Raw genomic sequence first — 25522 nt, forward strand, 5'->3', positions numbered from 1 at the left:
AGGCGCGTACGGTCCGCGAGGCCGGCGCCGAGGGCGGTGCCGGCCCAGCCCCGGATGGAGTCGGTGGCGCTGGTGACCATGCCGCTGCGGGGGTCGACGACCCCGGCGGCGGCGATACCGGCGAGGGTGGCGACGTCGGCCATGACGAGGGCACCCGCCCCGTGCACGGCGGCGACGAGCTCGGCGAAGGTGGAGCCGTCCGGGCGCGGCCGGTCGGTGGCGTCGGCGGCGACCACGGCGGCACCCGCCTCGGCGACGGCCAGGGCGTGCCGGACGGTCGGGGTGATGTACACCCCGGTGTCGCCGTCCTTCCACAGGCCGATGACCGGCAGGTCCACCGCCGCCACGATCGCGGCGACGACCTCCGGTTCGTTGGCGCGGATCGCGGCGCCGCCGCCGGCGGCCGCCGAGAGCGCGAGGCGGACGAGGGTGGCGGTCTCCCGCATCGGGTCCCCGGGGGGCGCCTGGCAGGAGACGATCAGCCGGCCCCGGAGTGCCGCGGCGAGATTCTGTGCGTTCATCGGTGAGCTCCCGGACGGTGGAGGGGAAGGGTGGCGGTCAGGGCCGCCGCGCCCCGTACGGCGGCGTCCCCGCCGTGGAGCGGGGGTTCGGGGAGAAGTCCCCGCAGGGGCGGCATCAGTTCGGCGGCGAAGGCCATCGCCAGCGCGTCGCGGTACAGCGCGCCGATCCGGGGGACTCCGCCGCCGACGACGACCCGGTCGGGCCCGAGTGCGTTGGCCAGGCCGCCGAGGGCCCGGCCGGCCGCCGTCGCACCGGTGGTGATGGCCCGTACGGCCGCCTGCTCGCCTGCGGCGGCCCGGGCGGCGACCGTTTCGAGCCGGTCCGGCCGGGTGCCGGTGAGCCGTGTGTAGTGGGCGGCGATGCCCGGACCGGAGGCGATGACCTCCAGGTGCCCGGTGGCGCCGCAGGTGCAGGGCAGTCCGGCCGCCTCGGCGCTGGGCAGATGGCCGAGGTGGCCGGCGATTCCGGCGGCGCCGTGCAGCATCCGGCCGTCGACGGCGAGGGCGCCGCCCACCCCCGTGCCGACGGCCGCGTACAGCAGCGAACCGTGGCCGCCGGCCAGGGCGGCGAGTTCGGGTCCCGCCGTGGCGCGCACGTCGTTGTCGCAGGCCACCGGTAGGCGCGTACGGTCCGCGAGGCCGGCGCCGAGGGCGGTGCCGGCCCAGCCCCGGATGGAGTCGGTGGCGCTGGTGACCATGCCGCTGCGGGGGTCGACGACCCCGGCGGCGGCGATACCGACGAGGGAGGCCAGGCCGTCCGGGTCGACCTCGGCCGCCGCCGCGGCGAGCGCGTCGAGCACGGCGGCGGCGCCGTCCCGGGCAGGGGTGGCCCGGGTGTGCCGGGCCAGCACCGCGCCGTCGGGGGCGAAGAGGGCCGCCGCGATCTTCGTGCCCCCGAGATCGAGGCCGATGACCACGGCTCCGGTCGTCGGCCCGGTCATCGGACCGGCGGCAGACCGGCGCCGCGCAGCCGCTCCGCGACGGAGGCGACGGACGTGGCGGACAGCGGGATCTGCGGGAAGGCGGTGGCGCCGCGGTCGATGACACCGAGCAGCCGCAGCGCCTCCTTGAAGGACCCGAGCGCCGACGAGCTGCGGCCCATCTCCTCGCTGGTCGAGCCGAGGGCGAAGAGGCCGTGCACTCCGCCGTCGACGAGGTGGCCGACGAGCCGGGTGAGGGAGGCCGTGTCGACCTCGCCCCGGTCGTCGAGCGGGGTGCAGACCGGCGGTACGACGCCGCGCAGCGGTGCGGTCAGGGACATGGTGGAAGAGCTCCAGCTCGCTCGGGACGCCGGTCTTTCGCCTTTCGCCCGAAGGTGAGGACGAGACCAGGACATGAGACGTAAGATGTCTTACGTCTCGGCTTACCTTAAGCCGATGCCCCGGCGGCCGGTCAAGAGGCCGCGACGGCCGACGACACCCCAGGAGGACGGTTGTGGCCCGCCCCACCATGGCGCAGGACATCGAGCGGAGGATCAGGGAACTGATCCTCGACCGGGCGCTCGGCCCGGGCGATCCACTGCCCACCGAACCCGAGTTGATGGAGCTGTTCGCCGCCGGGCGGGTCTCGGTGCGCGAGGCCCTCAAGGCGCTGCAGGCCATGAACGTCGTGGAGATCCGACGGGGCTTCGGAACCTTCGTCGGCTCGCTCTCGCTGACGCCCTTCGCCGAGGGCCTGGCCTTCCGGGCGGTCGTGCGGCACGGCCGGGGCGAGCCGGGGCTGCTGGAGTTGATGAGGGTGCGCGAGGCGTTGGAGACCGGACTGGTGGGCGCCGTCAGCGCGGGTATTCCCGCCGAGGACCTGGCGGTGCTGCGGAGTCTGGTCGCCACGATGGAGGCCGAGGCCGCCCGGGACGGCCGGGTCGCCCGGGCCACCGACCGCGCCTTCCATCTGGCGCTCTACGCCTCGCTCGACAACCATCTGCTCAGCGAGGTGCTGGACGCGTTCTGGGCGGCGATGGACGGGGTGCGCGCCAGCACGGACGACGGCCACCAGGACCCCGGCGTCACCTGCGCCCAGCACGCCGCCATCGTCGCGGCGGTGGCGGCGTGCGACGGGGCCCGGGCGGCGTCGGCGATGCGCGCCCACTTCGACGGCATCCGCTCCCGTCTGGAGCGGCACCCCGCCGGGGACGGTTACGGGGTCACGGTCACCGACCGGGTGCCGGACGCCTGCTTGCCGTCGGCCTTGTAGGTCACCGTCAGCCCGGCGGTGCCGGACGCTCCCGCCGGGATCGTGACCGGGACCTTGATGTTCGCGCCCTCGCCGGGCCGGAGCGCCGGGAACGCCACCTGCCGGGTCGTCCAGCCGCCGGGCACGGTCAGGTCGAGCGTGCCCGCGTTGCGGGTGACGTCCATCCGGTTGACGACCCGCACGGTCACCTCGGTGGCCGTCCCCGCCTTCAGCGTGGCCGGGGGCGTGATGGTGATGTCCGCGCAGGTGCCGCCGAGCCACTTCAGGTCGAACGAGGAGTAGGTGATGTGCCGGTAGTCGTCGCGCTCGTAGAGCAGCCCGAGCCGGCCGTCCGGCAGCCGGGTCAGCGTCGAGTAGGCGGCGCTGTCGGGGTTGACGACCTTCCGGATCGGCCAGGTCTTCCCGTTGTCGCAGGACATCTTCACGGTCAGGTTCTTCCGCGCGGTGCTGTCGGTGTTGCTGAACAGCAGCCAGGAGGCCTGAGGGTGGGAAGCGGGGACGTCCGGGGCGTACCGGATGACCGAGCCGTTGTTCGCCGGGTCGCGCAGGTCGGTGTCCTGGGTGAACGGCGTGTAGGTGACGCCGCCGTCGCTGGAGTACGCCACGGTCCGGTAGGGCGCGGAGCGGTTGTTGAGCATGATCCGGCCGTCGCTGAGTTCGACGGTCTTGTTCTCGTCGCCGCCCGGTCCGACCGGGTTGCCCGTCTTCCAGGTCGCGCCGTGGTCGTCGCTGTAGGCGCTGACGGCGTAGTTGGCGCCGTTGTTCCGGATGGCGTACTGCTGGATCAGCCGCCCCTTGTACGCACCGTGGCGCACCTGGATGCCTTCGCCGGAGGCCGCGAACATACCGGCCCAGGCGGGGTTCTTGATCTGCTTCGTGATGCGGCGGTGGGTCCAGGTGACGCCGTCGTCGTCCGAATAGCTGTAGTCGGCCTGGAGGATGTCCGGGTCGCTCTCGTCGTTGCCGGTGGCCGAGCCGAGGAAGCCCTGGTTCACGGAGCCCGCGTAGAAGACGAAGATCCTGCCGGTCGTGCGGTCCACGAGAAGGCTGGGGTCGCCGAAGCCCTTGGGGGCCGCCTCCTTGCGGACGACCTGCTGACTCTCCCAGGTGGTGCCGCCGTCGGTGCTGCGCCGTACGACGACGCCCAGGTTGCCCGGGAGGTCGCCGAGCGTGGGGCGGGTGTCGTAGGCGGCGATCACCGTGCCCTTGACGGAGGTGGTGAGCGCGGGGATGCGGTAGTGGGGGGATCCGACGCCCTGGGTCGCGATGTCCTGGGAGGTCAGTTCGCCGGGGGCGGCGGCCGGTGCGCCGTGGGCGGTGGCGGCGGTGGTGGCCACCAGGAGCGCGGCGGACAGCATGGCGACGGTGACTCTGCGCTGCATGAACGATCTCTCTTCTCGTGAGGGGAGACGTGCGGACGGAGCGGTCGGCGATCAGGAGCGTTCGGCCGGGAGGCCGGCGAACCGGGCGCGCACCCAGGCCAGTTGTTCGGCCCGGTGGTGTTCGGTGCCGCCCTCGTGCCCGTTGAACTCGTAGACGCGCACCTCCTTGGGGCCCGCGTAGCGGTTGTAGGCCGTGAAGCAGGTGGAGGGCGGACAGATGTCGTCCGCCATCGCGATGGAGAACAGCGCGGGGGCGGTGGCCCGGGTGGCGTGGTGGGCCCCGTCGAAGTACGACAGAGTGCGGAACACCGGCTCGACGCGGTCGCGGTGGAGCCGGAGGTACGCGGCGATCTCGGTGTACGGAGGTGTCGCGGCGATCCGCGCGGCCCGGGGGATGTTGCACAGGAACGGCACGTCCGGCATCACTCCGGCGAGCCCCGGCACGAGCCCGGCCACGGCCAGCGCGATGCCTCCGCCCTGGCTGACCCCGGTCACCACGATGCGGGCGGGGTCGACCCCGGGGTGCTCGCGCATCGCCCGGACGCAGCGGACCGCGTCGGTGAACACCCGCCGGTAGTAGTGCGTTCCGGGTCCCTCGACGCCCCGGGTCAGGAAGCCCGGCACGGTGCCGGCGGATCCGGGGTCGGTGTCGGGGGTGTCGCCGGTCGCCGAGGACCAGCCCTGGCCGCGGGTGTCCATGACCAGGTGCGCGTATCCGGCGCAGGCCCACATCAGCTGCTCGTGGGCCAGGCCCCGGCCGCGTCCGTACCCGAGGAACTCCACGACGCAGCCGAGCGGTCCGGCGGCCCCGGCGGGCATGCGCAGCCACCCCCGTACGGGACGGCCGTCGTAGCCGGGGACGCTCACGTCGTAGCAGCGGACCTGGACCAGCCCGCTGTCGACCTCGTCGAACCGGGGTTGCCGGTCCGGTGCGCCGCCGGGGCCCTTCTCGTCCAGGGTGCCGGACCAGAAGGCGTCGAACCCGTCGGGAAGCGGCAGTTCGGGCCGGTAGGCGCGGCATTCCGCGAGCGTGAGATCGGCCGACGGCATGGCGGTGCCCTCCTGGAGGGGACGAGGAAAGCGACAAGACAGAAGACGTCAGATGTCCTGATGGCACACCAGACCGTAGGGAGCCGTGGGGCCGCCCGTCAAGAGCCGGGCCGCCCCACGCTCCCGCCCCGAAGGCCGGACAGCAGCAGGGCGAAGGCCGCGATCAGCCCTCGCCCTCACCTCGCGCCCTGGCCTCCGCGATCCGGCGCCTGACCGGGGCGTAGTGCTCGCCGAGGGCCTTCAGGAACGCGGTGACGTCGCCCGCGCGGGCCGCGTCCACGATGTTCTGGTGGGCGGCGACGGTCGCGGCCTCGTCGGCGTGCGTGAACCCCCGCAGATGCGGCGCGACGATGACGTAGACGTCCCAGAAGGCCATCGAGAGCTGACCGATCAGGTCGTTGCCGAGCGGCGCCACGAGCAGCGCGTGGAAGGCCCGGTCCGCCGCGACAAAACCGTGCCCGTCGCCCACACCGGTCTCGCGCATGGTCGCCACCAGGCTGTCCAGCCGGTCCAGCTCCTCGGCGTCCAGCGAGGAGATGATCCGGTCGGCCATGCCCCGCTCGAAGAGCTCGCGCACGTCGACGAGGTCGGCCATCACCTGGAAGTCGTCGTCGGGCGAGAGCAGACCCCGGAAGGTGAGGCTCTCCACCAGCGCCGACAGGCTCAGCCGGCCGACGTACGTCCCGTGGCCGTGACGGACCTCGACGATGTCGAGGGCGGCGAGGATCTTGACGGCCTCCCGGACGCTGGAGCGGCTGGCGCCGAGCGCCTCGCACAGGGCCGGTTCCGTCGGCAACGGGTCCCCCGGGCGCAGCCGTTCGTCGAGGATGTACCGCTTGATGCCCTCCACGACCTCCTGCCGCAACAGGGTGCGACCGGGTCTCGCGCCGGACATAGGTGAACTCCCCACCTCTTGACCCCTCTCGATTGTCAAGCTACGTTCCCACGCTATCAAGGCATCAGACATCTGACGTCTGATGCTCACGCCGACCAGGCGTCCCGATAGCCTTCGAAAATCCGTTCTCCACCCATTCCTCACCAACGTCCCTTGGAGGACCCGTGCCCGAGCTGAGGCCAGTCGGCGTCGAGCGCCGCACCTTCCTGCGTTACACCAGTGCCCTCGGCGCGGCAGCCGCCATCACGGCAGGCCTCTCGGCTTGCGGCGGGCCCTCCTCGACCGCCGGCGGAGCGGCCGCGAAGGGGGACGGCAGCGGCACCATCGAGGCGGGCCTGTCGTACCCCCTCTCGACCGGATTCGACCCGATGATCACGTCGGGCGCCACCCCGTACGCCGCCAATATGCACATCTTCGAGGGACTCGTAGATCTCGATCCCGCAACACTGGTGGCGCGCCCCGCGCTCGCCACCGAGATGCCGAAGAAGATCAACGCCACCACCTACCGCGCCACCCTGCGGGACGGTGCGACCTTCCACGACGGCTCACCGGTCACCGCCGAGGACGTCGTCTTCAGCTTCGAACGCATCCTGGACGAGAAGAACGCGTCGCTGATGGCGCAGTTCGTGCCGTTCATCGACACGGTCACGGCGGTCGACGCGAAGACGGTCGAGTTCAAGCTCCGTTACGCCTTCGCGCTCTTCCCCTCCCGGATAGCCGTGGCAAGGATCGTGCCGAAGAAGATCGTCGAGGCGGACGTCAAGGGCTTCGACGCCAAGCCCGTCGGCTCGGGGCCGTACCGGTTCGTCGAGGCGACCCGCGAGGACAAGATCGTCTTCGAGAAGCACGCGAAGTACAACGGCCCGCACCCGGCCAAGGCCCAGAAGATGGTCTGGCGCCTGATGTCGGACCAGTCGGCCCGCGTCAGCGCCATGGAGTCCGGCCGCGTCCAGGCGATCGAGGACGTCCCGTACATCGACGTCCAGCGGCTCTCCGCCACCACGAAGACCGAGTCCGTGCAGTCCTTCGGCCTGCTCTTCCTGATGTTCAACACGGCCGACAAGCGCTTCGCCGACAAGCGGGTGCGCCAGGCCCTGCACTACGCCCTGGACACCGAGAAGATCATCAAGACCGCGATGGTCGGCAACGCGACGGCCGCCACCGGCTACGTCCCCACCACCCACCCCGACTACCACCAGGCCGCCACCGCCTACACCCACGACGTGGCGAAGGCGAAGAAGCTGCTGGCCGACGCGGGCGTGGCCAAGCTGAAGTTCACCGTGCTGACCACGGACACCGGCTGGGTCAAGGACATCGCACCGCTGCTCAAGGAGAGCTGGGCGGCGGCCGGCATCGAGGCCACGTTGAACATCGCCCAGTCCGCCGCCCAGTACGCCAAGGTCGACGGCGGGGAATTCGAGGTCATGGTGGCCCCGGGCGACCCCTCGGTCTTCGGCAACGACGTCGACCTCCTGATGCGCTGGTTCTACTACGGCTTCTGGCCCGAGAAGCGCTACGGATGGGCCGGCTCCCCCGCGTACAAGAAGGTCAAGCAGCTCCTCGACAAGGCCGCCCAGGCCGCCGACGAGGCGACGCGCAAGCAGTTGTGGGGCGAGATCACCGACCTGGTCGCCGACGAGGCCGCGCTCTACCCGATCCTGCACCGCAAGCTGCCCACGGCCTGGAACGACAAGGCCCTGCCCGGCTTCAAGCCGCTGCCCACCACGGGCCTGTCCTTCGTGGGCGTCGGCCGCGCCTGACGTCCGTCCGGTCCGGGCCGCCATCTCCTGGGCCCTGTCGTCGAACTGCCGCCTGCCCCCGCAGGGCCGCCCTCCGGGCGACAACGGCAGTTCGACGACAGGACCCGGGCGGCCCGGACCCGCCCTCCGCCCGATCGCAAGGAACCCGACGATGGTTGCTTTTCTCCGGCTCGCGCTGCGCCGCGTCGCGATGATGCCGGTGATGATTCTCGGCATCGCACTGCTGGTCTTCGTGGTGCTGCAGTTCTCGCCGGCCGACCCGGCCTACAACGCGCTCGGGGAGAGCGCCAGTCCCGAGGCCAGGGAAGCCTTCGCGGAGGCCAACGGGCTCAACGACCCGCTGCCGATCCGCTACTTCGACTTCCTCGGCCAACTGCTCCACTTCGACCTCGGTATGACCGTCCCCCCGAGCCAGCCCGTGATCGACCGGATCACCGCGGCGTTCCCGCTCACCCTCCAACTGACCTTCCTCGGGCTGTTCCTCGCGGTCACGCTCGCCGTCATCGGTGGTGTCCTGGGCGCGATGTACCGCGACCGGTGGCCCGACCAGCTCTTCCGTGTGCTGTCCATGGCCGGGGTCGCCATCCCGTCCTTCTGGCTCGGCGTCCTGCTCATCCAGCAGTTCGCGCTGAACATCCGGATCTTCCCGACCGGCGGCTACACCAACCCCGCCGACTCCTTCACGGGCTGGCTCACCACCATGGCCCTGCCCGCCGTGTCGCTCGCGGTGCCCGTCGCGGCGTCGCTCGCCCGGCTCGTCCGCACCTCGATGGTCGCCGAACTCGACCGCGACTACGTACGCACCGCCCAGGGCAACGGCCTGCCGGTCCTCCTGGTGATCCGCTCGGTGCTGCGCAACGCGCTGGTCACCCCGCTCACCGTGCTCGGCGTCAAGGTCGGCTATCTGCTCAGCGGCGCCGTCGTCATCGAAGCGATCTTCGACCTGCCCGGCATGGGCAAGCTCATCCTCGAAGGTGTCACCGGCGGCGACGTCGCCCTGGTCCAGGGCACCGTGCTGACCATCGCCATCGCCTTCCTGGTGGTCAACGTCATCGTCGACCTGCTCTACCTGCTGGTCAATCCGCGCATCAGGACGGTGTGACATGTTCGCCACGGGCCGACTGGCCAAGAAGCTCTCCCGACCGGGCATCGCCTTCCGCGCCCTGCCCGTCACCTCCCGCGTCGCCCTCGGCGTCCTGCTCGTCGTCATCCTCGGCGCCGTGTTCGCCCCCCTCCTCACCCAGGACCCGCTGACCACCGGCACCCCCGTCCAGGCCCCGGGCGCCGACCACTGGTTCGGCACCGACCGGGCGGGCCGGGACGTCTTCGCCCGCGTGGTGCACGGGTCGCGCTACTCGCTGGTCATCGGCCTCGGCGCGACCGCCGTCGCACTGATCGCCGGGGCCGTGCTCGGCTCGCTCGCCGCCACCTCGCGCAAGCTCGGCGACGAGTCCGTCATGCGGACGCTCGACGTCGTGATGTCCTTCCCGCCGATCGCCCTCGCGGCCGTCCTGGTCGCCGTGTTCGGCACCAGCGTCCCGGTGATCATCTTCACCATCGCCTTCGTCTACACCCCCTCGCTCGCCCGGGTCGTACGCGCATGCGTGCTCGCGCAGTACGGGGAGGACTACGTCGCGGCCGAGAAGGTCATCGGCGCCCGGCGCGGGTACATCGTGCTCCGCCACGTCGCCGTCAACTGCATGGCGCCGGTCATGGTGTTCGCCACCGTCATGGTCGCCGAGGCGATCATCTTCGAGGCCAGCCTCTCCTTCATCGGGGCCGGTGTGCAGGACCCCGACCCCAGCTGGGGCAGCGTCCTCGCCTACGGCCGGCAGATCCTCCTGGCCGGCGGCTGGTGGGCCACCTTCTTCCCGGGCCTGGCCCTCCTGATCACCGTCCTCGCGCTCAACATCCTCTCCGAGGGCCTCACCGACGCCTCCGCCGCGCCCAGGAGCGCCCGCTCCTCCCCCGCGCCCGCCGCCACCACGGCGCCCGACCCGGTCGAGGCCGCCGCCACCGTCGACATCGACGCCGCCCTCGCCAAGCTGGCCCGGCACATCAACGCCACCGAGCCCACCGTCACCCCGGTCCGCGCGGACGCCGATGAGCTCCTCGTCGTCCGCGACCTGGCGATCCGCTTCCCCGACCGTTACGGCGACATCCCCGTCGTCGACCGGCTGAACTTCACCGTCCACGAGGGCGAGACCCTCGGCCTGGTCGGCGAGTCCGGCTGCGGCAAGTCCATCACCAGCCTCGCCGTCATGGGCCTCCTCGCCCGCAACGCCGAGGTCAGCGGCGAGATCCTCTACCGGGGCCGGGACCTGCTGAAGCTCCCGCCCAAGGAGCGCCGTGCCCTGATGGGCCCCGAGATCGCGATGGTCTACCAGGACGCGCTCTCCTCCCTCAACCCCTCCGTGCTCGTCGGCACCCAGCTGAAGCAGCTGACCTCGCGCGGCTCCACGAAGACCCCCGCCGAGCTCCTCGAACTCGTCGGCCTCTCCCCCGAACGCACCCTGCGCAGCTACCCGCACGAACTCTCCGGCGGACAGCGCCAGCGGGTCCTCATCGCCATGGCCCTCTCCCGCAGCCCGCGCCTGCTGATCGCGGACGAGCCGACCACCGCCCTCGACGTCACCGTCCAGGCCCAGGTCGTCGAGCTCCTCATCCGGCTCCGCGACGAGCTCGGCTTCGCCATGGTGCTGGTCTCCCACGACCTCGCCCTCGTCGGCGACCTCTCCCACCGGGTCGCCGTGATGTACGCGGGCCGGCTCGCCGAGGTCGGCGACACCCGGTCCGTCCTGACCGGACCCGCCCACCACTACAGCCGCGGCCTCCTCGGCTCCGTCGTCTCCCTGGAGGCCGGCGCGGACCGGCTCCACCAGATCCGGGGCGTCGTGCCCGCGCCCCAGGGCTTCGGCGAGGGGTGCCGCTTCGCCGGACGCTGCGGAGCCGCCACCGGCCTCTGCCGCACCACGACACCCGCGCTCACCCCGCGCGGCACCACGGACGACCACGGATTCGCCTGCCACCACCCGGCCAGGACGACCGCCGAGGAACTGGAACGGAGCGCCCTGTGATCAGGCTCGACGGCGTCCACGTACGCCACAAGGCACGCAGCGGCGGGATCTTCTCCCGCGATGCCGTGCACGCGCTCACCGACGCCACGCTGAAGGTCGAGCGCGGCGAGATCGTGGGCCTGGTCGGGGAGTCCGGCTGCGGCAAGTCCACGCTCGCCCGTGTGCTGACCGGACTGCAGAAGCCCACCGAGGGCGAGGTCCTCTTCCACGGGCGCGACCTGTGGAAGATGTCGGGCGCCGAGCGGCGCGACGACTTCGGTTCGGCCGTCGGCGTCGTCTTCCAGGACCCCGCGACCGCCCTCAACCCCCGCCTCACGGTCCGGCAGATCCTCCGCGATCCGCTGGACGTGCACCGGCGGGGTACGCGGGAGGCGCGCGAGGCCCGGGTCGAGGAGCTGCTCGACCTGGTCGGGCTGCCGGGCCACACCCTCGCCGCCCTGCCCGGGCAGCTCTCCGGGGGCCAGCGCCAGCGCGTCGCCATCGCCCGCGCCCTGGCCCTCGAACCGGAGCTGATCGTCGCCGACGAACCGACCTCCGCGCTCGACGTCTCCGTACGCGCCCAGGTGCTCAACCTCCTGGTCGACCTGCGCGAACGCCTGGGCCTGGGCATGGTGTTCATCAGTCACGACATCCAGACCGTGCGCTACCTCGCCGACCGCATCGCCGTCCTGTACCTCGGCCGCATCGTCGAGGAGGGCCGGGCCGCCGACGTGGCGGGCTCTCCCGGGCACCCGTACACCGAGGCGCTGCTCTCCGCCACGCCCAGCCTGCTGGAGGCGACGGAACGCATCGTGCTCACGGGCCCGGTGCCCTCCGCCACCAACCCGCCGACCGGCTGCCCGTTCCGCACCCGTTGCTGGAAGGCCGACGACGCGTGCGCCGAGGTCTTCCCGGTGGCGACGTTCGGCCCCGCCGGACACCGCCGGCACTGCGTCCATCCCCAGAACTCCGTGTCCCCCTCGGTGACCCGGACCTCCGTACCGCCCGCAAGGAGCACCGCATGACCGCCCCCTCCCCCGTGTACTCCGGAGTCATCCCGCCCGTCGTGACCCCGCTCACCGCCGACGGCGAGCTCGACCGCGCCTCGCTGGAACGGGTCGTCGGCCATCTCCTCGACGGTGGGGTCAACGGCCTCTTCGCCCTCGGCAGTTCGGGCGAGACGGCCTATCTGACGCCGGGTCGGCAGGACGAGGTCATCGAGGTGATCACCGCGACGGCGGCCGGCCAGGTCCCGGTCCTCGTCGGAGCCATCGAGACCACCACCGACCGGGCCGCCGAGCGGGCCCGCGCCGCCGCCGCCCTGGGCGCCGACGCGGTCGTGGCGACCGCGCCCTTCTACACGCGCACCCATGTCACCGAGATCGACCGCCACTTCCGGGAGCTCGCGGCGGCCGTGGACCTGCCGCTCCTGGCGTACGACGTGCCGGTCTGCGTCCACAGCAAGCTGGACCCGGAACTCCTGCTGCCGCTCGCGGCGGACGGGGTGCTCGCCGGGGTGAAGGACTCCAGCGGGGACGACGGTTCATTCCGGCGCCTCGTCATCGGGGCCCGCGACCTTCCGGGGTTCTCGGTGCTCACGGGCCACGAGCTGGTGGTCGACGCGATGATGCTGAGCGGCGCCGACGGTTCCGTACCCGGCCTGGGCAATGTGGACCCGCACGGCTATGTGCGGCTGCACGAGGCGGCGGTGAAGGGCGACTGGGCCACTGCCAGGGCCGAGCAGGACCGGCTCGTCGGCCTGTTCGACATCGTCCGGGCGGCCCGCCCCGGCACGGCTTCGGCGACGGCCGCGGGTCTTGGGGCGTTCAAGACGGCCCTGATGCTGCGGGGCGTCATCGACACCAATGTGATGAGCGCGCCGATGCGCCGCCTGGACGCGGCGGAGACGGCGTCGATCGCGGCCTGCCTGGAGCTGGCGGGGCTCTCCCCGGCCCGGTAGGTACCGGGGCCCGCACCCTGGGCGGCCGGTGCCGGGCGTCAGGCGGTCGCGCCCGCCGCCCAGTACAGGCCGCCCAGCAGGTGGCGGCGGAAGGCCGGGTCGCCGTAGGCCTCGTCCGCGTGGCCCAGCGAGGTGTAGAAGGAGCGGCCCGCGCCGGACTCCTTGCACCAGACCAAGGGGTGGTCGGCGCCCATGCCGCCGCCCTCGTAGCCGTTCTCGTCGATCGTGGCGAGGACCCGCACGCCCGGGCGGCGCGGGTTGGCCCGGAAGTCGTACCACTCGTCGCTCCACTCCCACCGCTCGGGCAGGTGGGCCGTCGCCGGATGGCTCCGGTTCTCCACCAGCACGGTGCCGGGCTGGAACGCGGGGTGGCCCCCGAAGCGCGCACCGAGCAGTTCGCCGTAGTACGGCCAGGCGTACTCGGTGCACGCGGCGGAGTGGACGCCCATGAAGCCGCCGCCTTCAGCAACCCATCGCCGGAGCGCGGCCCTTCCCTCCTCGGTGAGGACGTCGCCGCTCGTGGACAGGAAGACCACCGCGCCGCGTCCCGCCAGGGAGGCGTCGGTGAAGACCGCGGGGTCCTCGGTCGCCTCCACCGAGAAGCCCTCCTCCTCGCCCAGTTCGCGCAGAGCGGTGCGCGCGGCGGGGATCGAGTCGTGCCGGTAGGCCGTTGTACGGGTGTAGACGAGGACGTCCGACAGGTGGCCGGTCAGAGGCATGCGGTTACTCCGGTTCTCCGGGATCAGGCCGAGGTGGTCAGGGCCGCGCGGGTCACGGCGTGGGCGAACTCTTCTCCCGCGCAGTAGCGCTCGACCTCGTCCAGGGCGCTGCGGGTGATGCGCTGGAGTTCGCCGCCGAGCGAGCCGGCGATGTGCGGGGTCAGCAGGACGTTCGGCAGGGTGTACAGGGGCGACGTGGCGGGCAGCACCTCGGGTTCGGTGACGTCCAGGACCGCGTGGACGCGTCCCGACAAGGCCTCGGCGGTGAGGGCCTCGGTGTCGACGAGCGAGCCCCGGCCGGTGTTGACGAGGGTGGCGCCGTCGCGCAGGAGCGACAGTCTCCGGGCGTCGAGCAGGTGGTGGGTCTCGGGCAGCGCGGGCGCGTGGAGCGAGACGACGTCGCAGACGGCGAGCATCTCGTCGAGTCCGACGAGCCGGGCGCCCAGCGACCGGGCCTCGGCGGGGTCGAGGTGGGGGTCGGCCAGCAGAACGTCGAAATCGTGGGGGCGGAGCAGCTCCAGCACTCTGCGGCCCACCAGGGACGCGCCCACCAGGCCGACCGTCCTGCGGTAGTTGCCGAAGCCCGGGTAGTGCGCCGCCCAGTCCAGGGCGGCGCGGTGTTCGCGGTAGAGCCCGCCGATCTCCCGTACGCGCTTGTTGGCGAAGAGGATCGCGGCGAGCGTGTACTCGGCGACGGGTACGGCGTTGGCGGCGGCCGCGGTGGAGACGCGGATGCCCCGGTCCCAGCAGGCGTCCGTCACATGGTGTTTGACGCTGCCCGCCGCGTGCACGACCGCCTTCAGCGCGGGCATACGGGCGAGGGCGGCGTCGTCGAGCGGGGGGCACCCCCAGGACGTGATCAGGAGCTCGACGGCCGCCGGGTCCGAAACGATCTCGAAGGTCTCGGCGACGAACCGCGGGTCGATGTCGACGTGGCGGGTCAGCCGGTCGACCGCGGCCGGGGGGAAGAGGGCGTCGCGGTGCCGGCGGCCCATGGCGAACAGGGCGCGCGGGCGGGGCGGAGTGGAAGGCATGGGCATCCTCATGACGGTGGCCTACTTGACGGCGCCGGCGGTCATGCCGGACTTCCAGAACCGCTGGAGCATCAGGAAGAGGACGACCAGGGGGACCACGGACACCAGCGATCCGACGATCGCCAGGAGGTAGTCCTGCGGGTGGCCCTGGGAGAGCGCGGACGAATACCACACGTACAGGCCGAGGTTGACCGGGAAGAGCTCCTCGTCGGACAGCATCACCAGCGGCAGGAAGAAGCTGTTCCAGATCTGGGTGAACTGGAAGAGGAAGATGGTCACGAAGCCGGGCGCGACCATCGGCAGGGCGATCCGGCAGAAGGTCCTGAACTCACCGGCCCCGTCCACCCGGGCCGCTTCGAGGACTTCGCCGGGGACGTACGACGCACTGAAGACCCGGGCCAGATAGACCCCGAACGGGAACACGAGACCGGGGATGAACACGCCCCAGAAGCTGTTCACCAGGCCGGCCTTGGCCGCGATCAGGTACAGCGGGATCGCCATCGCGGTGCCGGGCACCATCACACCGAGCAGGACGAGGGAGAAGATCCGCTCCTTGCCCGGGAAGTTCAGCTTGTCGAACGCGTACCCGGCGGCCACGCTGAACACCGTGGCCAGCAGCGCGCCGACGCCGGCGTACAGGACCGTGTTGAGCAGCCAGCGCAGGAAGATGCCGTTGTCGGCCTCGAACAGGTACTGGAGGTTGTCGAGGAGCGCGAAGTCGTCGCCGGGTGCGAAGCCGTTCGTGGCGAAGAGATCCTGGCGGCTCTTGGTGGACGACAGGACCAGCCAGAGCATCGGCAGGAGTGTGTAGAGGGCGGCGAGCCCCAGCATCGCGGTCACGCCGGCCTTGGACAGCAGGACCGAGGGGCGCCGGCCCGGGCCGCGCGGGGCCGGGGCGGTGCGGGTCGTGGGCTGGGTCACGGCTTGCTCCTGCTGCGCGAGAAACGGGTCACGAGGAAGGACAGCACCGCGGCGAACAGCGCGATGAGCAGCGAGGCGGCCGCTGCCAGACCGAAGTTGTTGTGGGTGAAGGCGGCGGTCTGGACGAACATGTTGGGCGTCCAGCTGCTGCCGATCGCACTGGAGGCGCTGTAGATGACCTTCGGCTCCGTGAAGAGCTGGACCGATCCGATGACGGTGAACAGCACGGCGAGGGCGATGGCCGGGCGGATCATCGGCACCTTGATCGACAGGGCGGTGCGGATGCCGCCGGCCCCGTCGATCCTCGCCGCGTCGAGGGTCTCGCCCGGCACCGCCTGGAGCGCGGCGTAGAAGATGACCATGTTGTAGCCGATCCACTCCCAGACGGCGATGTTCGCCGCGGAGAACACCGCGTTGTCCGCCGACAGGAAGTCGATGTCGAGGCCGCCGGAGGCCAGGAAGTCGGTCACCGGGCTCAGGCCCGGCGTGTACAGGTAGACCCAGATGAGTGCCGCGATGAGACCGGGCACCGCGTGCGGGAGGAACAGGGCCAGCTGGAAGAAGGCCCGCGCCTTGGCCAGTGCCGTGTCCAGCAGCAGGGCGAGCACGAGTGCGCCGCCGATCATCACCGGGATGTAGACCACGACGTACGTGGCGATCGTGACGAATCCGTCGCGGAACGCCGGGTCGGACAAGGCCTGGACGTAGTTGTCCACTCCGGCGAATACCTCTTCCGCGCCGCCGAATCCGAGGCCGGAGGTGCGGGTGGTGAACAGGCTCATCCAGCCCGCGTAGACCAGCGGGGCGATGGTGACGGCGGTGAAGAGAACGGAGAACGGTGCCAGAAGCAGCGCGGCGGTACGGCGCTGGGCGCGGGCTGACGGGGTTGTCATACCGGGCCTTTCTCGAGGAGAGCGGGAAGGTGCGGGGAGTGGGCCGATGCCGGCCCCGTGCGGTGGGCGGGCATCGGCTCACCTGCGGTCGGCGTCCGGATCGCCCCTACGGGGCGACCTTCATCCCGCGACGTTCCATGTCCTTGACGGTGGCTTTCTGGGCGTCGGCGAGGACGTCGATGAGCTTCGTCCCGCCGCCGGCGACCTTGGGAAGCCGGTCGACGACGGCGGTGTTGGTGGTTCCCATGACGGGACCCCACGTCCATCCCGGCACGATGGCCTTGTAGGACTCGCTGCCCACGGCGTAGATGTCCTGGCCGCCGAAGTAGTCGGTGGGGAACGCCGACCTGGTCACCGGCACGAGGCGGGGGTCGGCGGGGAACATGCTGCTGGTGCCGGTGGAGACCCACGCCTTCATACCCTCGGGGTCGGTGGTGATCCACTTGATGAACTCGGCGGCGGCCGCGCTGTTCTTGGCGCCCTTCGGGATGACGAAGGAGGAGCCGCCGTACATGGCCGACGCCGGCTTGCCGTCCCAGGTGGGGACCGGGGCGACGGACCACTTGCCCTTCTGGTCGGCGACGGTGGCCTGTTGGGCTCCGGCGCACCAGCTCGCGCAGACGTAGGCGACGGTCCGGTTCTGCTGGACGCTCGTCCAGAACGGGTCGAGCGAGCTGAGCGAGTGGACGAGGTCCTGGCCGGCGAGGTCACCCCAGTAGTCGGCGACCTTCCGGGAGGGCGCGTCGGTCAGCGACACCTTCCAGGCGTCCTTCTCCGTGTCGAACCACTGCGATCCGGCCTGCTGGGCGAGGGCGGTCAGCAGGCCGGGGTTGTCGGTGTACAGGACGCCGCCGCGGGCCTTCGGATCCGCCTTCCTCACCTGCCCGGTCATGGTCCGGTACTCGGCCCAGGTGGTGGGGACGTCGATCCCGTGGGATGTGAAGAAGTCGTTCCGGTAGAACATCATCAGCGGGGCGGCGTCACGGGGAACGCCCCAGGTCTCACCCCCCAGCTGGACCAACTCCCGTGTCGGCTCCGGGAAATGATCCTCGACCAGCGGACCGAGCCGGTCGTTCAGGCCTTCCAGTTTTCCCTGGGTGGCGAATTCGGGCAGTTGGGCGAACTCGGCCACCGCGACATCGGGGACGGTGCCGGCCTTCACGGCGTTCGTCAGCTTGGAGTAGTACTCCTGGCCCGACGGCACCGCCTCGAAGGTCACCTCGATGTCCGGGTGGGACCGGTTGAAGGCCTCCGCCACCTTGTCGGAGCCCTTGACGAAGGACCAGAAGGTGACCTTTCCCGTGCCCTTCTCCGCCGCGGGTTTCCCGCTGTCCGAGTCGCCACATCCCGTGGCGAGCAGGCCGAGGGCCGCGGCGGAGCAGACCAGCGCTGTCAGCCGTCTACGAAACATGATGTGCCACCGATCGTTTGCTTGGGTGTCACAGCAATCATTCGTTACGTACGACATCGAGTCAATGCATTCGCTTTCGTTTTTTTGGAAACGAAAGCGAATGCATCATTTGCTCAGGCGTTCACCCCGCGCCGGGCGCCGCAGGACGCCCGTACCCGCAGCTCGGGGCGGAGCAGGATCTCCGCCTGGGGCGTGGCGGGGTGGGACAGCCGGCGTACCGCCAGGTCGAGGGCCCACGCGCCCACGGCCTGCTTGGGGGGAGCCACCGCGGTGAGGGGTGTCTCGCTCAGCTCGGCGACCTCGTCGTCGTAGGTGACCAGGGCAAGGTCCTCCGGCACCCGCAGCCCCCGCGCGCGGAGGATGCCGACGAGCGCGATGGCGTCGATGTCGTTGTGCACCAGCGCCGCCCGGATCTCGCCGGCCTCCACGGCCCGGATCACCTCGTCGAACCGCCCGTCGGCCGCGGCCGCGTCACCGCTGGTGACAATGCGGTACTCCGGCCCCGGCCGCAGTCCCATGGACTCCACGGCTTCCGCGTAACCAGCGCTGAGATGAGCTGTGTTGGGGCTCTCGACCCGGGCGACCAGGGCCACCCGGTCGTGCCCGAGCCCGGCGAGGTGACGTACCGCCAGCGCCGCACCGTAGGCATGGTCCGACGCGACCTGCTCCAGCCGGCCCGCCTTGATCCCCGCCCTGCGTTCCACCAGGACGGCCGGCACCTCCAGGCCGCTCAGCCACCGCTCGGCCTCGTCCACCGGACGCAGTCCCGGGTGCAGCATCAGCAGCAGGCCGTCGATGCCTCCGGCCACGAGCTGGCGGACCTGTTCCTGGTTCTCCGAAAGGGACTCCCCGGAGACGGCCAGCACGACCCGGACGCCGAGCGAGCGGGCCGCGTCCTGAACTCCGCGGATGACCTCCGCGTAGTAATAGCCGCCCGGGGGCACCACCAGCCCGACGGCATACCGCTCCGTCGCGGACGGCGCGGCGACGACGGGCGTCTCGGCCGGGGCGGGGCCCGCCGGTGCCAGGGCCCTGGCACCGCCGTGCACCCGGGTCAGCAACCCCCGGCCGGCCAACTCCCGTACGTCCTGGCGCAGGGTGACGGCGGAAACGCCCATCTCCTCGGCCAGTACCTTCACGGTGATCGACCCCTGGCGCTCCACAGCGCGCAGAATCGCTTCCCGCCGCTCGTCAGCCAACACCTTCAGTCCCCTCTCGGTAGCGAGTGAGTCACAGCCCTTCACTCGATAACCGAAAGATATCAATCAAAGGTCAACATCGGCCGGGAACGCCGGATCACCTGAACGGCGGCGGTTCAGTGCGAGCGCCTGTCGTCGACCGCGACGAGGTTGTGCCCGCGGAGCGTGTAGAGCCGACCGCCGTACACGTTGACGTGCGGGCCGCTGTACCAGGCGCCGTCGATCCCGGCGACGACCGTGCTGACGGCGAACGTCTTCGGGTGGAAGCGGAAGAGCGTGGTGTCCGAGACGCCGTAGACCGCGCCGCGGTGGGCGACCATGGCGGCGAACCCCTTGCTGACAGCGCTGACGTCAGCGGTGTGCACCACCTTCCTGGTCCGCACGTCGACGACGAACAGGGCGCCCTTCGTCGTGAGCCCGTAGAGGTTCCGGCCCTGTACCGCCAGGGCCGCCACACCTGCCGTCTGCCGGGTGTCCAGGCGCCACCGCTCCTTGCCCGTGACCGGGTCGAGGGCGACGACGGTGGCACGCGGGCCCTCCTTGGCGGTGTTGTCACCGCCCAGGAAGGCGAGGCCGTCCCGGTTGGCCACGGCCCGGACGAGCTGGACGTCGTCGATCGGATTGACGTAGGAGGCCTTCCTGCCCGTCCTCGGGCAGTACGTCCAGAGGGCGCCTCCCCCCTCGGTGTCGGACTGGACCCCGACGAGGAGCAGCTTGTTCTCCGGGTCCCACGAGGTGTCCAGCGGACGGTTCTGCTCGCTGGGGAAGCTGGCGGCCTGCTGCGGATCGTGTCGCCGGGCGGGGTCGTAGCGCCAGATGCCCTGCGCGTTGTACTGGCCGGTGTACAGGACGCCGTCGATCACCTCGGCGTCCTTCGCCTCACCGGGCGCCGGCAGGTTGACGACCTCGCCGGTCCTCAGATCGCGCCGGGAGATGGCGCCGTTGCCGCCGAGGTAGACGTATCCCCGGCCGGCGGCTATGCCCATGCCCGCCTGCGGACCGGCCTCCGCGCCCGCTTCGTGCAGATCGGTGACGACCGACGTACGTGCCGCCACGTCGATCTCGGCGACGAATCCGTAACCCGAGACGACCACCAGCTTCCCGTCGACGTGGTCCACGCCCCAGATCTCGCCCAGATCCGGCCCGTCGAACTCCACGGGGGAAAGCGTCCGGTCCGCCTTCGCGTAGGCGTGGAGGCCCGATTCGGAGGCGAAGTAGATACGGTCCGCGTCGGCGGCGAGCGTCTTGACGACCGTGCCCCCGGTGGACACGACGGTGTACGAGGACAGGTCGTCCAGGTCCATCACGGCGAGCTTCGCGGGGTCGACCCCGCCCGAGGTGCCGACAACCAGATGGCCGTCCACGACGGCGAGTTCCCGCAGGCTGGGGTCCTTCTCCATCTCCTGGGGAACGATCGGGGTGAAGGTGTGCGTCGTCCGGTCGAAGGCGTACAGGGAGGCCTTGCTCGCGCCGCCGCCGCCGGCGAGGACGCTGCCCGCTCCGAAGAAGACGGTGGTGTCCGAGGCCGCGACCGCCCTGGCCAGGGTTGCCCTCGGGTCCGGTACACCCCGGTCGGTGACCGTGCCGGTGGCCGGGTCGTACTCCCACAGGGAGGGCGGCTTCCCCGGGACGCCGCCCACGGCGTAGACGGTGCCGTCGGGGGCCACCGCGAGGTCGCGGATGTCGCGGTCCTCGGTCCTGCCGATGGCCAGGGCGGGGGTCCCGGGGTTCTTCAGGTCCCACCGGTAGAGGTTCGGCCCGCCCTGGTCGGCCTTGACCAGGACGCCGATGTAGAGGTAACGGCCGGTGGGGTCCGCCGCGAGCGCCTGGACGGACGGCTCGGGCCCCGCGTCGAGGTCGGTGCGGGACACCACCTCGCGGCTCGGCAGATGGAACCCGATCACGCCGGCGGGCCGCGTGTTGCGCGACCCGATGTACACGGTGTCACCGACCAGCAGACCGCTCATCAGCGAGAACTGGACCAGTCCGGGTCCCAGATCGGTCACCGTCGCCGTGGCCGGTGCGGCCCCGGCCGCGCCGGCCCGGGGGGCGAGGAGGGATCCGGCGGCTGTCGCCAGCCCGAACGCGCCACCTGCCTGGAGCAGTCGGCGCCTGCTCGGGGAAGAGAAACGGGTCATCTGAACTCCATGGGGGGTGTGGGGACGGGTGTGTCGGGTGCGCGGGTCCGGGCCCGGGTCAGGACAGGCCGGTGACGCGGAGGTCGTCGTGCTGGACGATCCTGGTGGGCACGTCACCGTTCCCGATCGACTGCGAAGGGCGGTAGAGGCCCCACTTGAGGTAGCCGTGGTCGGCCGGATTCTCCGGCTGATAGGTGCGCACGTTCTCGTACGCGACGACCGGCCGGTAGCCGTCCTCGCCGGAGAGCCGCACAGCGACCCGGAAGTAGCCGGTCCCGTCGGTGGTCCAGCGCGCGTCCACACGAAAGCGCATCCACCGGTTGACCTGCGGGCCGAGGCCCTCCACGACCGTCGACTGCCGGTTCAGGTGCGGCGACCGGAAAGCGATCTCGTCGCGCTTCGCCATGAGGTAGAACGCCGGGACGTTGTCCCCCGCGTACTTTCCCTGGAAGACGATGTCGCCCGACTCGCTCTCCCCCGGCGTGTGGGTCTTCCAGTCCTTGAGCTGCACGCTGAACTCGTAGCGCTGCTCGTCCCCCACGACGAAGCGTCCGGACGGGAGGAGGTCCGTCGCGCTCTCGCTGCGCGGTGCGCCGTTGGACTCGTATGCCGGATCGCCGAGCGTCACCTTGTGCTGAACCGCGTAGGTGCCCTCGTGCGCGGGCCGCACGACGCCGGAGGCATCCGGCGCGGTCGCCTTCGTGGTGGTCAGGCCCTCCACTCCGGAGTCCAGTGTTCCGCTCTCGTAGTCCACCCGCAGGCGGTCCGCGGCGGACGGCGAGGGAGGCGGGGCGGCGTCCTCGGTCCTCTCCGGCCCGGCTCCCGCCGGATCGGAGAGCAGGACGGGAACGAGCAGCGCCCCCGCGCAGAAGGCGATCGACACCTTGTGAAGCCTGGTCATGGAGCTCCTCCATGTCTGGGGGACACCGGCCATCAGGGACATCACACGGAAGCGGCCGTGCGACATCGCCCGATGCGGCGCCCGCGGCGGTCGGGTGGCCTGCATGCTGACACGCCTCCGAACGAAATCGGAAGACCAGAGACGACACTTTTAACCATCATTCGAAAGACTCGGTTGCGAATGATGTGATCGAATACGCAGAGTCACCTCGCCTCGACGCCCTGAACATCCCGATATGCCTGATCTCGTAAATCGTCTTAGCCTGCTGACACTGCTCGGATAGTCGACAGCCGGCGCCGTCGGCGGAGGGCGAGCTCTCATGGCTGAACTACGTAGGAAGTCCGGACTGCTCGGCGAGTTGTCCGCCGAGTTCGCGGGCACGATGATCCTCATCCTCTTCGGGTGCGGTGTGGTCGCCCAGGTGGCGGCGGGCGGAGCCCTCACGGATCCGGCCGGCGGGCTCGGGGACCACGACAGCATCGCCTGGGCGTGGGGGCTGGGCGTCACGCTCGGCGTCTATGTGGCGGCGCGGCTGAGCGGGGCCCATCTCAATCCCGCGGTGACGCTCTCCCTGGCCGCGTTCAAGGGGTTCCCCTGGAGCAAGGTCGCTCCGTACGCGCTGGCGCAGACGGCCGGTGCGTTCGTGGCCGCGCTCCTCGTCCGGTGGAACTACAGCGAGGCGCTGGCGAAGGCCGACCCCGGGCACACCATCAAGACGCAGGGGGTGTTCTCCACCCTGCCGGCCAACGGCAACCCGGCTCTGCCGGTCCACGAGTGGGGCGCGTTCCGCGACCAGGTCATCGGCACCGCCATCCTGCTGCTCCTGATCATGGCGATCACGGACCTGCTGAACACCCCGCCCGGCTCCAACATGGGCCCGTTCATCATCGGCCTGGTCGTGGTCGCGATCGGTATGGCCTGGGGCACCAACGCGGGTTACGCGATCAACCCGGCCCGTGACTTCGGCCCCCGGCTGGCGAGCTTCCTCACCGGTTACGGCGGTGCGTGGCGGGACCAGTACGGGAATCTCTACTTCTGGGTGCCCATCATCGGCCCGCTGGTCGGCGGCCTGCTGGGCGCGGGTCTCTACAAGGCCCTCGTCGGACGCTTCCTGCCGTCCGCCGCACCCGAACCGCCGGGACGCGTCCCGGCCTCCAAGGACTGACGACACCGGCCGGAGAGGCGACACATCATGGCGGACTTCATCGGCGCGGTGGACCAGGGGACCACCAGCACCCGGTTCATGATCTTCGATCACGGCGGCAACGAGGTCGCCAAGCACCAGCTGGAGCACGAGCAGATCCTGCCCCGCTCGGGCTGGGTGGAGCACGATCCCGTGGAGATCTGGGAGCGCACCAACTCGGTGATGCAGAACGCCCTGCGGCACGGCGGCCTGGCGCCGACCGACCTGATGGCCATCGGGATCACCAACCAGCGGGAGACCACGGTGGTCTGGGACCCGCGCAACGGGCGGCCCTACTACAACGCCATCGTGTGGCAGGACACCCGTACCGACGCCATCGCGGCGAACCTCGAACGCTCGGGGCAGGGAGAGGTGATCCGCCGCAAGGCCGGGCTGCCGCCGGCGACGTACTTCTCCGGCGGCAAGATCCAGTGGATCCTGGAGAACGTCGACGGCGTACGGGAAGCGGCCGAGGCCGGCCACGCGATCTTCGGCAACACGGACGCCTGGGTCCTGTGGAACCTGACCGGTGGCCCGAACGGCGGTATCCACGCCACCGATGTGACCAACGCGAGCCGCACCATGCTGATGAACCTGGAGACCCTCGACTGGGACGAGGAACTCCTGGGCTTCTTCGGCATCCCCCGGGCGATGCTCCCGAAGATCAATCCCTCGTCGCATCCGGAGGCCTACGGCTCCACCCGCACCTCCCGGCCGTTGAGCGCCGCCATTCCCATCGGGGGCGTCCTCGGCGATCAGCAGGCGGCCACCGTCGGCCAGGTCTGCTTCGCCCCCGGCGAGGCCAAGAACACCTACGGGACCGGCAACTTCCTGCTCCTCAACACCGGCACCGAGCTGGTCCGCTCGGAGCACGGCCTCCTCACCACGGTGGCCTACCAGTTCGGCGACAGCCCGGCGGTCTACGCGCTGGAGGGCTCCATCGCCGTCACCGGATCCGCGGTGCAGTGGCTGCGCGACCAGCTGAAGATCATCAAATCGGCGCCCGAGAGCGAGGAACTGGCCCGGAGCGTCGAGGACAACGGCGGCATGTACTTCGTGCCCGCGTTCTCCGGCCTGTTCGCGCCGTACTGGCGGTCCGACGCCCGCGGCGCGATCGTCGGCCTGGCCAGGTACAACGACAACGCCCACCTGGCGCGGGCCACCCTGGAAGCGATCTGCTACCAGAGCCGTGATGTGGTCGAGGCCATGGAGCAGGACTCCGGGGTCCATCTCGACGTGCTCAAGGTCGACGGCGGGGTCACCGCCAACGACCTCTGCATGCAGATCCAGTCCGATGTCCTCGGCGTCCAGGTCAGCCGTCCCGTCGTCGCCGAGACGACCGCTCTCGGCGCGGCCTACGCGGCGGGGCTCGCCACCGGCTTCTGGCAGAACACCGACGAACTGCGCACCCAGTGGCACGAGTCGAAGCGCTGGTCGCCCCAGTGGTCCGAGGAGCAGCGCGCGGAGGGCTACGCGGGCTGGAAGAGGGCGGTGGAGCGCACCCTCGACTGGGTGAAGGTCCCCTGACCACCGGCGGTCCCGGGCCGCCGGGTGGCGGCCCGGGCGCCCTCGCATAGGTTGGCCGTCCCATCCGACGCACCGCGACGAGGACCGCCCCCATGCGCAGCAGTACCAGGATCCGCCTGATAGAGCCCACCGACGCCGCCGCGATCGCCGCGCACCGGGTGCGGGACGTCGAGGCCTTCCGGCCGTGGGAACCGGCCCAGCCGGCCGACTACTTCACCCCGGAGGGCCAGGCGGAGCGGATCGAGGGCCTGCTGGCCGGATACCGGGGCGGCACCGTCTGGCCGGGCGTGGTGCTCGCCGACGACCAGGTGATCGGGCAGGTCACCGTGGGAGGCATCCTGCCGCAGCCGCATCTGCGCCGCGGCTCCGTCGGCTACTGGATCGCCTCCGTCGCCCAGAATCAGGGGCATGCCGGGAACGCCGTCGGGCTCGTGCTCCGGGTGATGACCGACGAACTCGGTCTGCACCGCGCCGAGGCGTCCACCAACCTGGAGAACCTGCCGTCGCAACGGGTGCTGCGCCGCAACGGGTTCACCCCGTACGGCGTCGCGCACGCGGCGATCCTTCTCGACGGGAGCTGGCGGGACGGACTGCTGTGGGAGCGGATCCTCGGCGACTGAGCAGGTCACGGCATGATCGGCGGGAGAGTCGCTCCCCGGCCGCGCTTGGATGTGGGTCACTAAGTTGATTAGTATGCGTGGCTCGGCCTCCGAACGGCCGGTCGCCCGCCCGGGTCACCGGTGGAGGTGTCGCTGAAGCCGCTGTCTCGCAGCGGTACT

The 25522-nt window shown here is 71.1% G+C and carries 21 protein-coding genes and 2 pseudogenes; 9 read left to right on the plus strand and 14 right to left on the minus strand.

Translation table 11 applies throughout. The features are described 5' to 3' along the window. The 3 genes and pseudogenes from HET64_RS03180 to HET64_RS39780 form a co-directional block, all read right to left on the minus strand. Positions 1–521: pseudogene (locus HET64_RS03180) on the minus strand (hypothetical protein); the annotation flags it as partial. Beyond that, positions 518–1462: an ROK family protein gene (locus HET64_RS03185; protein WP_215101992.1), complete on the minus strand. Its 945-nt coding sequence runs from the start codon at positions 1460–1462 to the stop codon at positions 518–520. The pseudogene HET64_RS03180 and the gene HET64_RS03185, both read right to left, overlap by 4 nt. Before the next feature lie 164 nt (positions 1463–1626). Further along, a pseudogene (locus HET64_RS39780) lies at positions 1627–1782 on the minus strand (dihydrodipicolinate synthase family protein); the annotation flags it as partial. Positions 1783–1955: 173 nt separating this feature from the next. Between HET64_RS39780 and HET64_RS03195 the strand changes: the two are divergent. Continuing rightward, positions 1956–2714, plus strand: a complete 759-nt coding sequence (locus tag HET64_RS03195; protein ID WP_215101995.1) for a FadR/GntR family transcriptional regulator — start codon at positions 1956–1958, stop codon at positions 2712–2714. Here HET64_RS03195 and HET64_RS03200 read toward each other — a convergent pair. From HET64_RS03200 to HET64_RS03210, 3 genes are all read right to left on the minus strand, one after another. After that, the gene (locus HET64_RS03200; protein ID WP_215101997.1) at positions 2657–4096 is read right to left on the minus strand and encodes an exo-alpha-sialidase; all 1440 of its coding nucleotides are present in this window, start codon (positions 4094–4096) and stop codon (positions 2657–2659) included. The two genes, HET64_RS03195 and HET64_RS03200, sit on opposite strands and share 58 nt — an antisense overlap. 51 nt (positions 4097–4147) lie before the next feature. Beyond that, the gene (locus HET64_RS03205) at positions 4148–5146 is read right to left on the minus strand and encodes an acetylxylan esterase (RefSeq protein WP_215101999.1); all 999 of its coding nucleotides are present in this window, start codon (positions 5144–5146) and stop codon (positions 4148–4150) included. A gap of 163 nt (positions 5147–5309) precedes the next feature. After that, the gene (locus tag HET64_RS03210) at positions 5310–6041 is read right to left on the minus strand and encodes a FadR/GntR family transcriptional regulator (RefSeq protein WP_215102001.1); all 732 of its coding nucleotides are present in this window, start codon (positions 6039–6041) and stop codon (positions 5310–5312) included. 164 nt (positions 6042–6205) lie between these two features. Here HET64_RS03210 and HET64_RS03215 point away from each other — a divergent pair, with 164 nt between their 5' ends. From HET64_RS03215 to HET64_RS03235, 5 genes are all read left to right on the plus strand, one after another. Continuing rightward, a complete protein-coding gene (locus HET64_RS03215; protein ID WP_215102003.1) occupies positions 6206–7801 on the plus strand; it encodes an ABC transporter substrate-binding protein in 1596 nt (531 codons plus the stop codon). Positions 7802–7952: 151 nt separating this feature from the next. Beyond that, positions 7953–8903 (plus strand): ABC transporter permease, encoded by a 951-nt coding sequence (locus HET64_RS03220; protein ID WP_215102005.1) that lies wholly within the window; start codon positions 7953–7955, stop codon positions 8901–8903. Position 8904: 1 nt separating this feature from the next. After that, a complete protein-coding gene (locus HET64_RS03225) occupies positions 8905–10878 on the plus strand; it encodes a dipeptide/oligopeptide/nickel ABC transporter permease/ATP-binding protein (protein ID WP_215102007.1) in 1974 nt (657 codons plus the stop codon). Beyond that, entirely contained in the window at positions 10875–11882 is a 1008-nt protein-coding gene (locus HET64_RS03230) for an ABC transporter ATP-binding protein (protein WP_215102009.1), read from the plus strand. The genes HET64_RS03225 and HET64_RS03230 overlap by 4 nt, the downstream gene beginning before the upstream one ends. After that, a complete protein-coding gene (locus HET64_RS03235) occupies positions 11879–12817 on the plus strand; it encodes a dihydrodipicolinate synthase family protein (protein WP_215102011.1) in 939 nt (312 codons plus the stop codon). The genes HET64_RS03230 and HET64_RS03235 overlap by 4 nt, the downstream gene beginning before the upstream one ends. Before the next feature lie 38 nt (positions 12818–12855). Here HET64_RS03235 and HET64_RS03240 read toward each other — a convergent pair whose 3' ends face one another. The 8 genes from HET64_RS03240 to HET64_RS03275 form a co-directional block, all read right to left on the minus strand. After that, a complete protein-coding gene (locus HET64_RS03240; protein WP_215102013.1) occupies positions 12856–13536 on the minus strand; it encodes a ThuA domain-containing protein in 681 nt (226 codons plus the stop codon). A 23-nt stretch (positions 13537–13559) separates the two neighbouring features. Next, positions 13560–14531 carry a hydroxyacid dehydrogenase gene (locus tag HET64_RS03245; protein WP_215102116.1) on the minus strand — a complete coding sequence of 324 codons (972 nt, stop codon included), beginning with the start codon at positions 14529–14531 and terminating at the stop codon, positions 13560–13562. A 60-nt stretch (positions 14532–14591) separates the two neighbouring features. Beyond that, the gene (locus tag HET64_RS03250) at positions 14592–15491 is read right to left on the minus strand and encodes a carbohydrate ABC transporter permease (RefSeq protein ID WP_215102015.1); all 900 of its coding nucleotides are present in this window, start codon (positions 15489–15491) and stop codon (positions 14592–14594) included. After that, on the minus strand, positions 15488–16384 hold the full coding sequence (locus tag HET64_RS03255) for a carbohydrate ABC transporter permease (RefSeq protein ID WP_215102017.1): 897 nt from the start codon (positions 16382–16384) through the stop codon (positions 15488–15490). Before HET64_RS03255 ends, HET64_RS03250 begins: the two co-directional genes overlap by 4 nt. A gap of 106 nt (positions 16385–16490) precedes the next feature. Next, entirely contained in the window at positions 16491–17795 is a 1305-nt protein-coding gene (locus HET64_RS03260) for an ABC transporter substrate-binding protein (protein ID WP_215102019.1), read from the minus strand. A 113-nt stretch (positions 17796–17908) separates the two neighbouring features. Then, a complete protein-coding gene (locus tag HET64_RS03265) occupies positions 17909–18997 on the minus strand; it encodes a substrate-binding domain-containing protein (RefSeq protein WP_215102021.1) in 1089 nt (362 codons plus the stop codon). 113 nt (positions 18998–19110) lie between these two features. Next, positions 19111–21132 (minus strand): PQQ-binding-like beta-propeller repeat protein, encoded by a 2022-nt coding sequence (locus HET64_RS03270; protein WP_215102023.1) that lies wholly within the window; start codon positions 21130–21132, stop codon positions 19111–19113. A gap of 58 nt (positions 21133–21190) precedes the next feature. Next, positions 21191–22033, minus strand: coding sequence for a heparin lyase I family protein (locus HET64_RS03275; protein ID WP_251144707.1), 843 nt, complete (start codon positions 22031–22033; stop codon positions 21191–21193). Positions 22034–22352: 319 nt separating this feature from the next. Between HET64_RS03275 and HET64_RS03280 the strand changes: the two genes are divergently transcribed. The 3 genes from HET64_RS03280 to HET64_RS03290 all read left to right on the plus strand — a co-directional run bounded on the left by HET64_RS03280 (position 22353) and on the right by HET64_RS03290 (position 25363). Next, positions 22353–23198, plus strand: coding sequence for an MIP/aquaporin family protein (locus HET64_RS03280; RefSeq protein ID WP_215102025.1), 846 nt, complete (start codon positions 22353–22355; stop codon positions 23196–23198). 27 nt (positions 23199–23225) lie between these two features. Then, positions 23226–24743 (plus strand): glycerol kinase GlpK, encoded by a 1518-nt coding sequence (glpK, locus tag HET64_RS03285; RefSeq protein WP_215102027.1) that lies wholly within the window; start codon positions 23226–23228, stop codon positions 24741–24743. A gap of 92 nt (positions 24744–24835) precedes the next feature. Next, positions 24836–25363 carry a GNAT family N-acetyltransferase gene (locus HET64_RS03290; protein ID WP_215102029.1) on the plus strand — a complete coding sequence of 176 codons (528 nt, stop codon included), beginning with the start codon at positions 24836–24838 and terminating at the stop codon, positions 25361–25363. Positions 25364–25522: the final 159 nt, after the last annotated feature.

The organism is Streptomyces sp. McG3 (assembly GCF_018619185.1).
Taxonomy (GTDB): Bacteria; Actinomycetota; Actinomycetes; order Streptomycetales; family Streptomycetaceae; genus Streptomyces.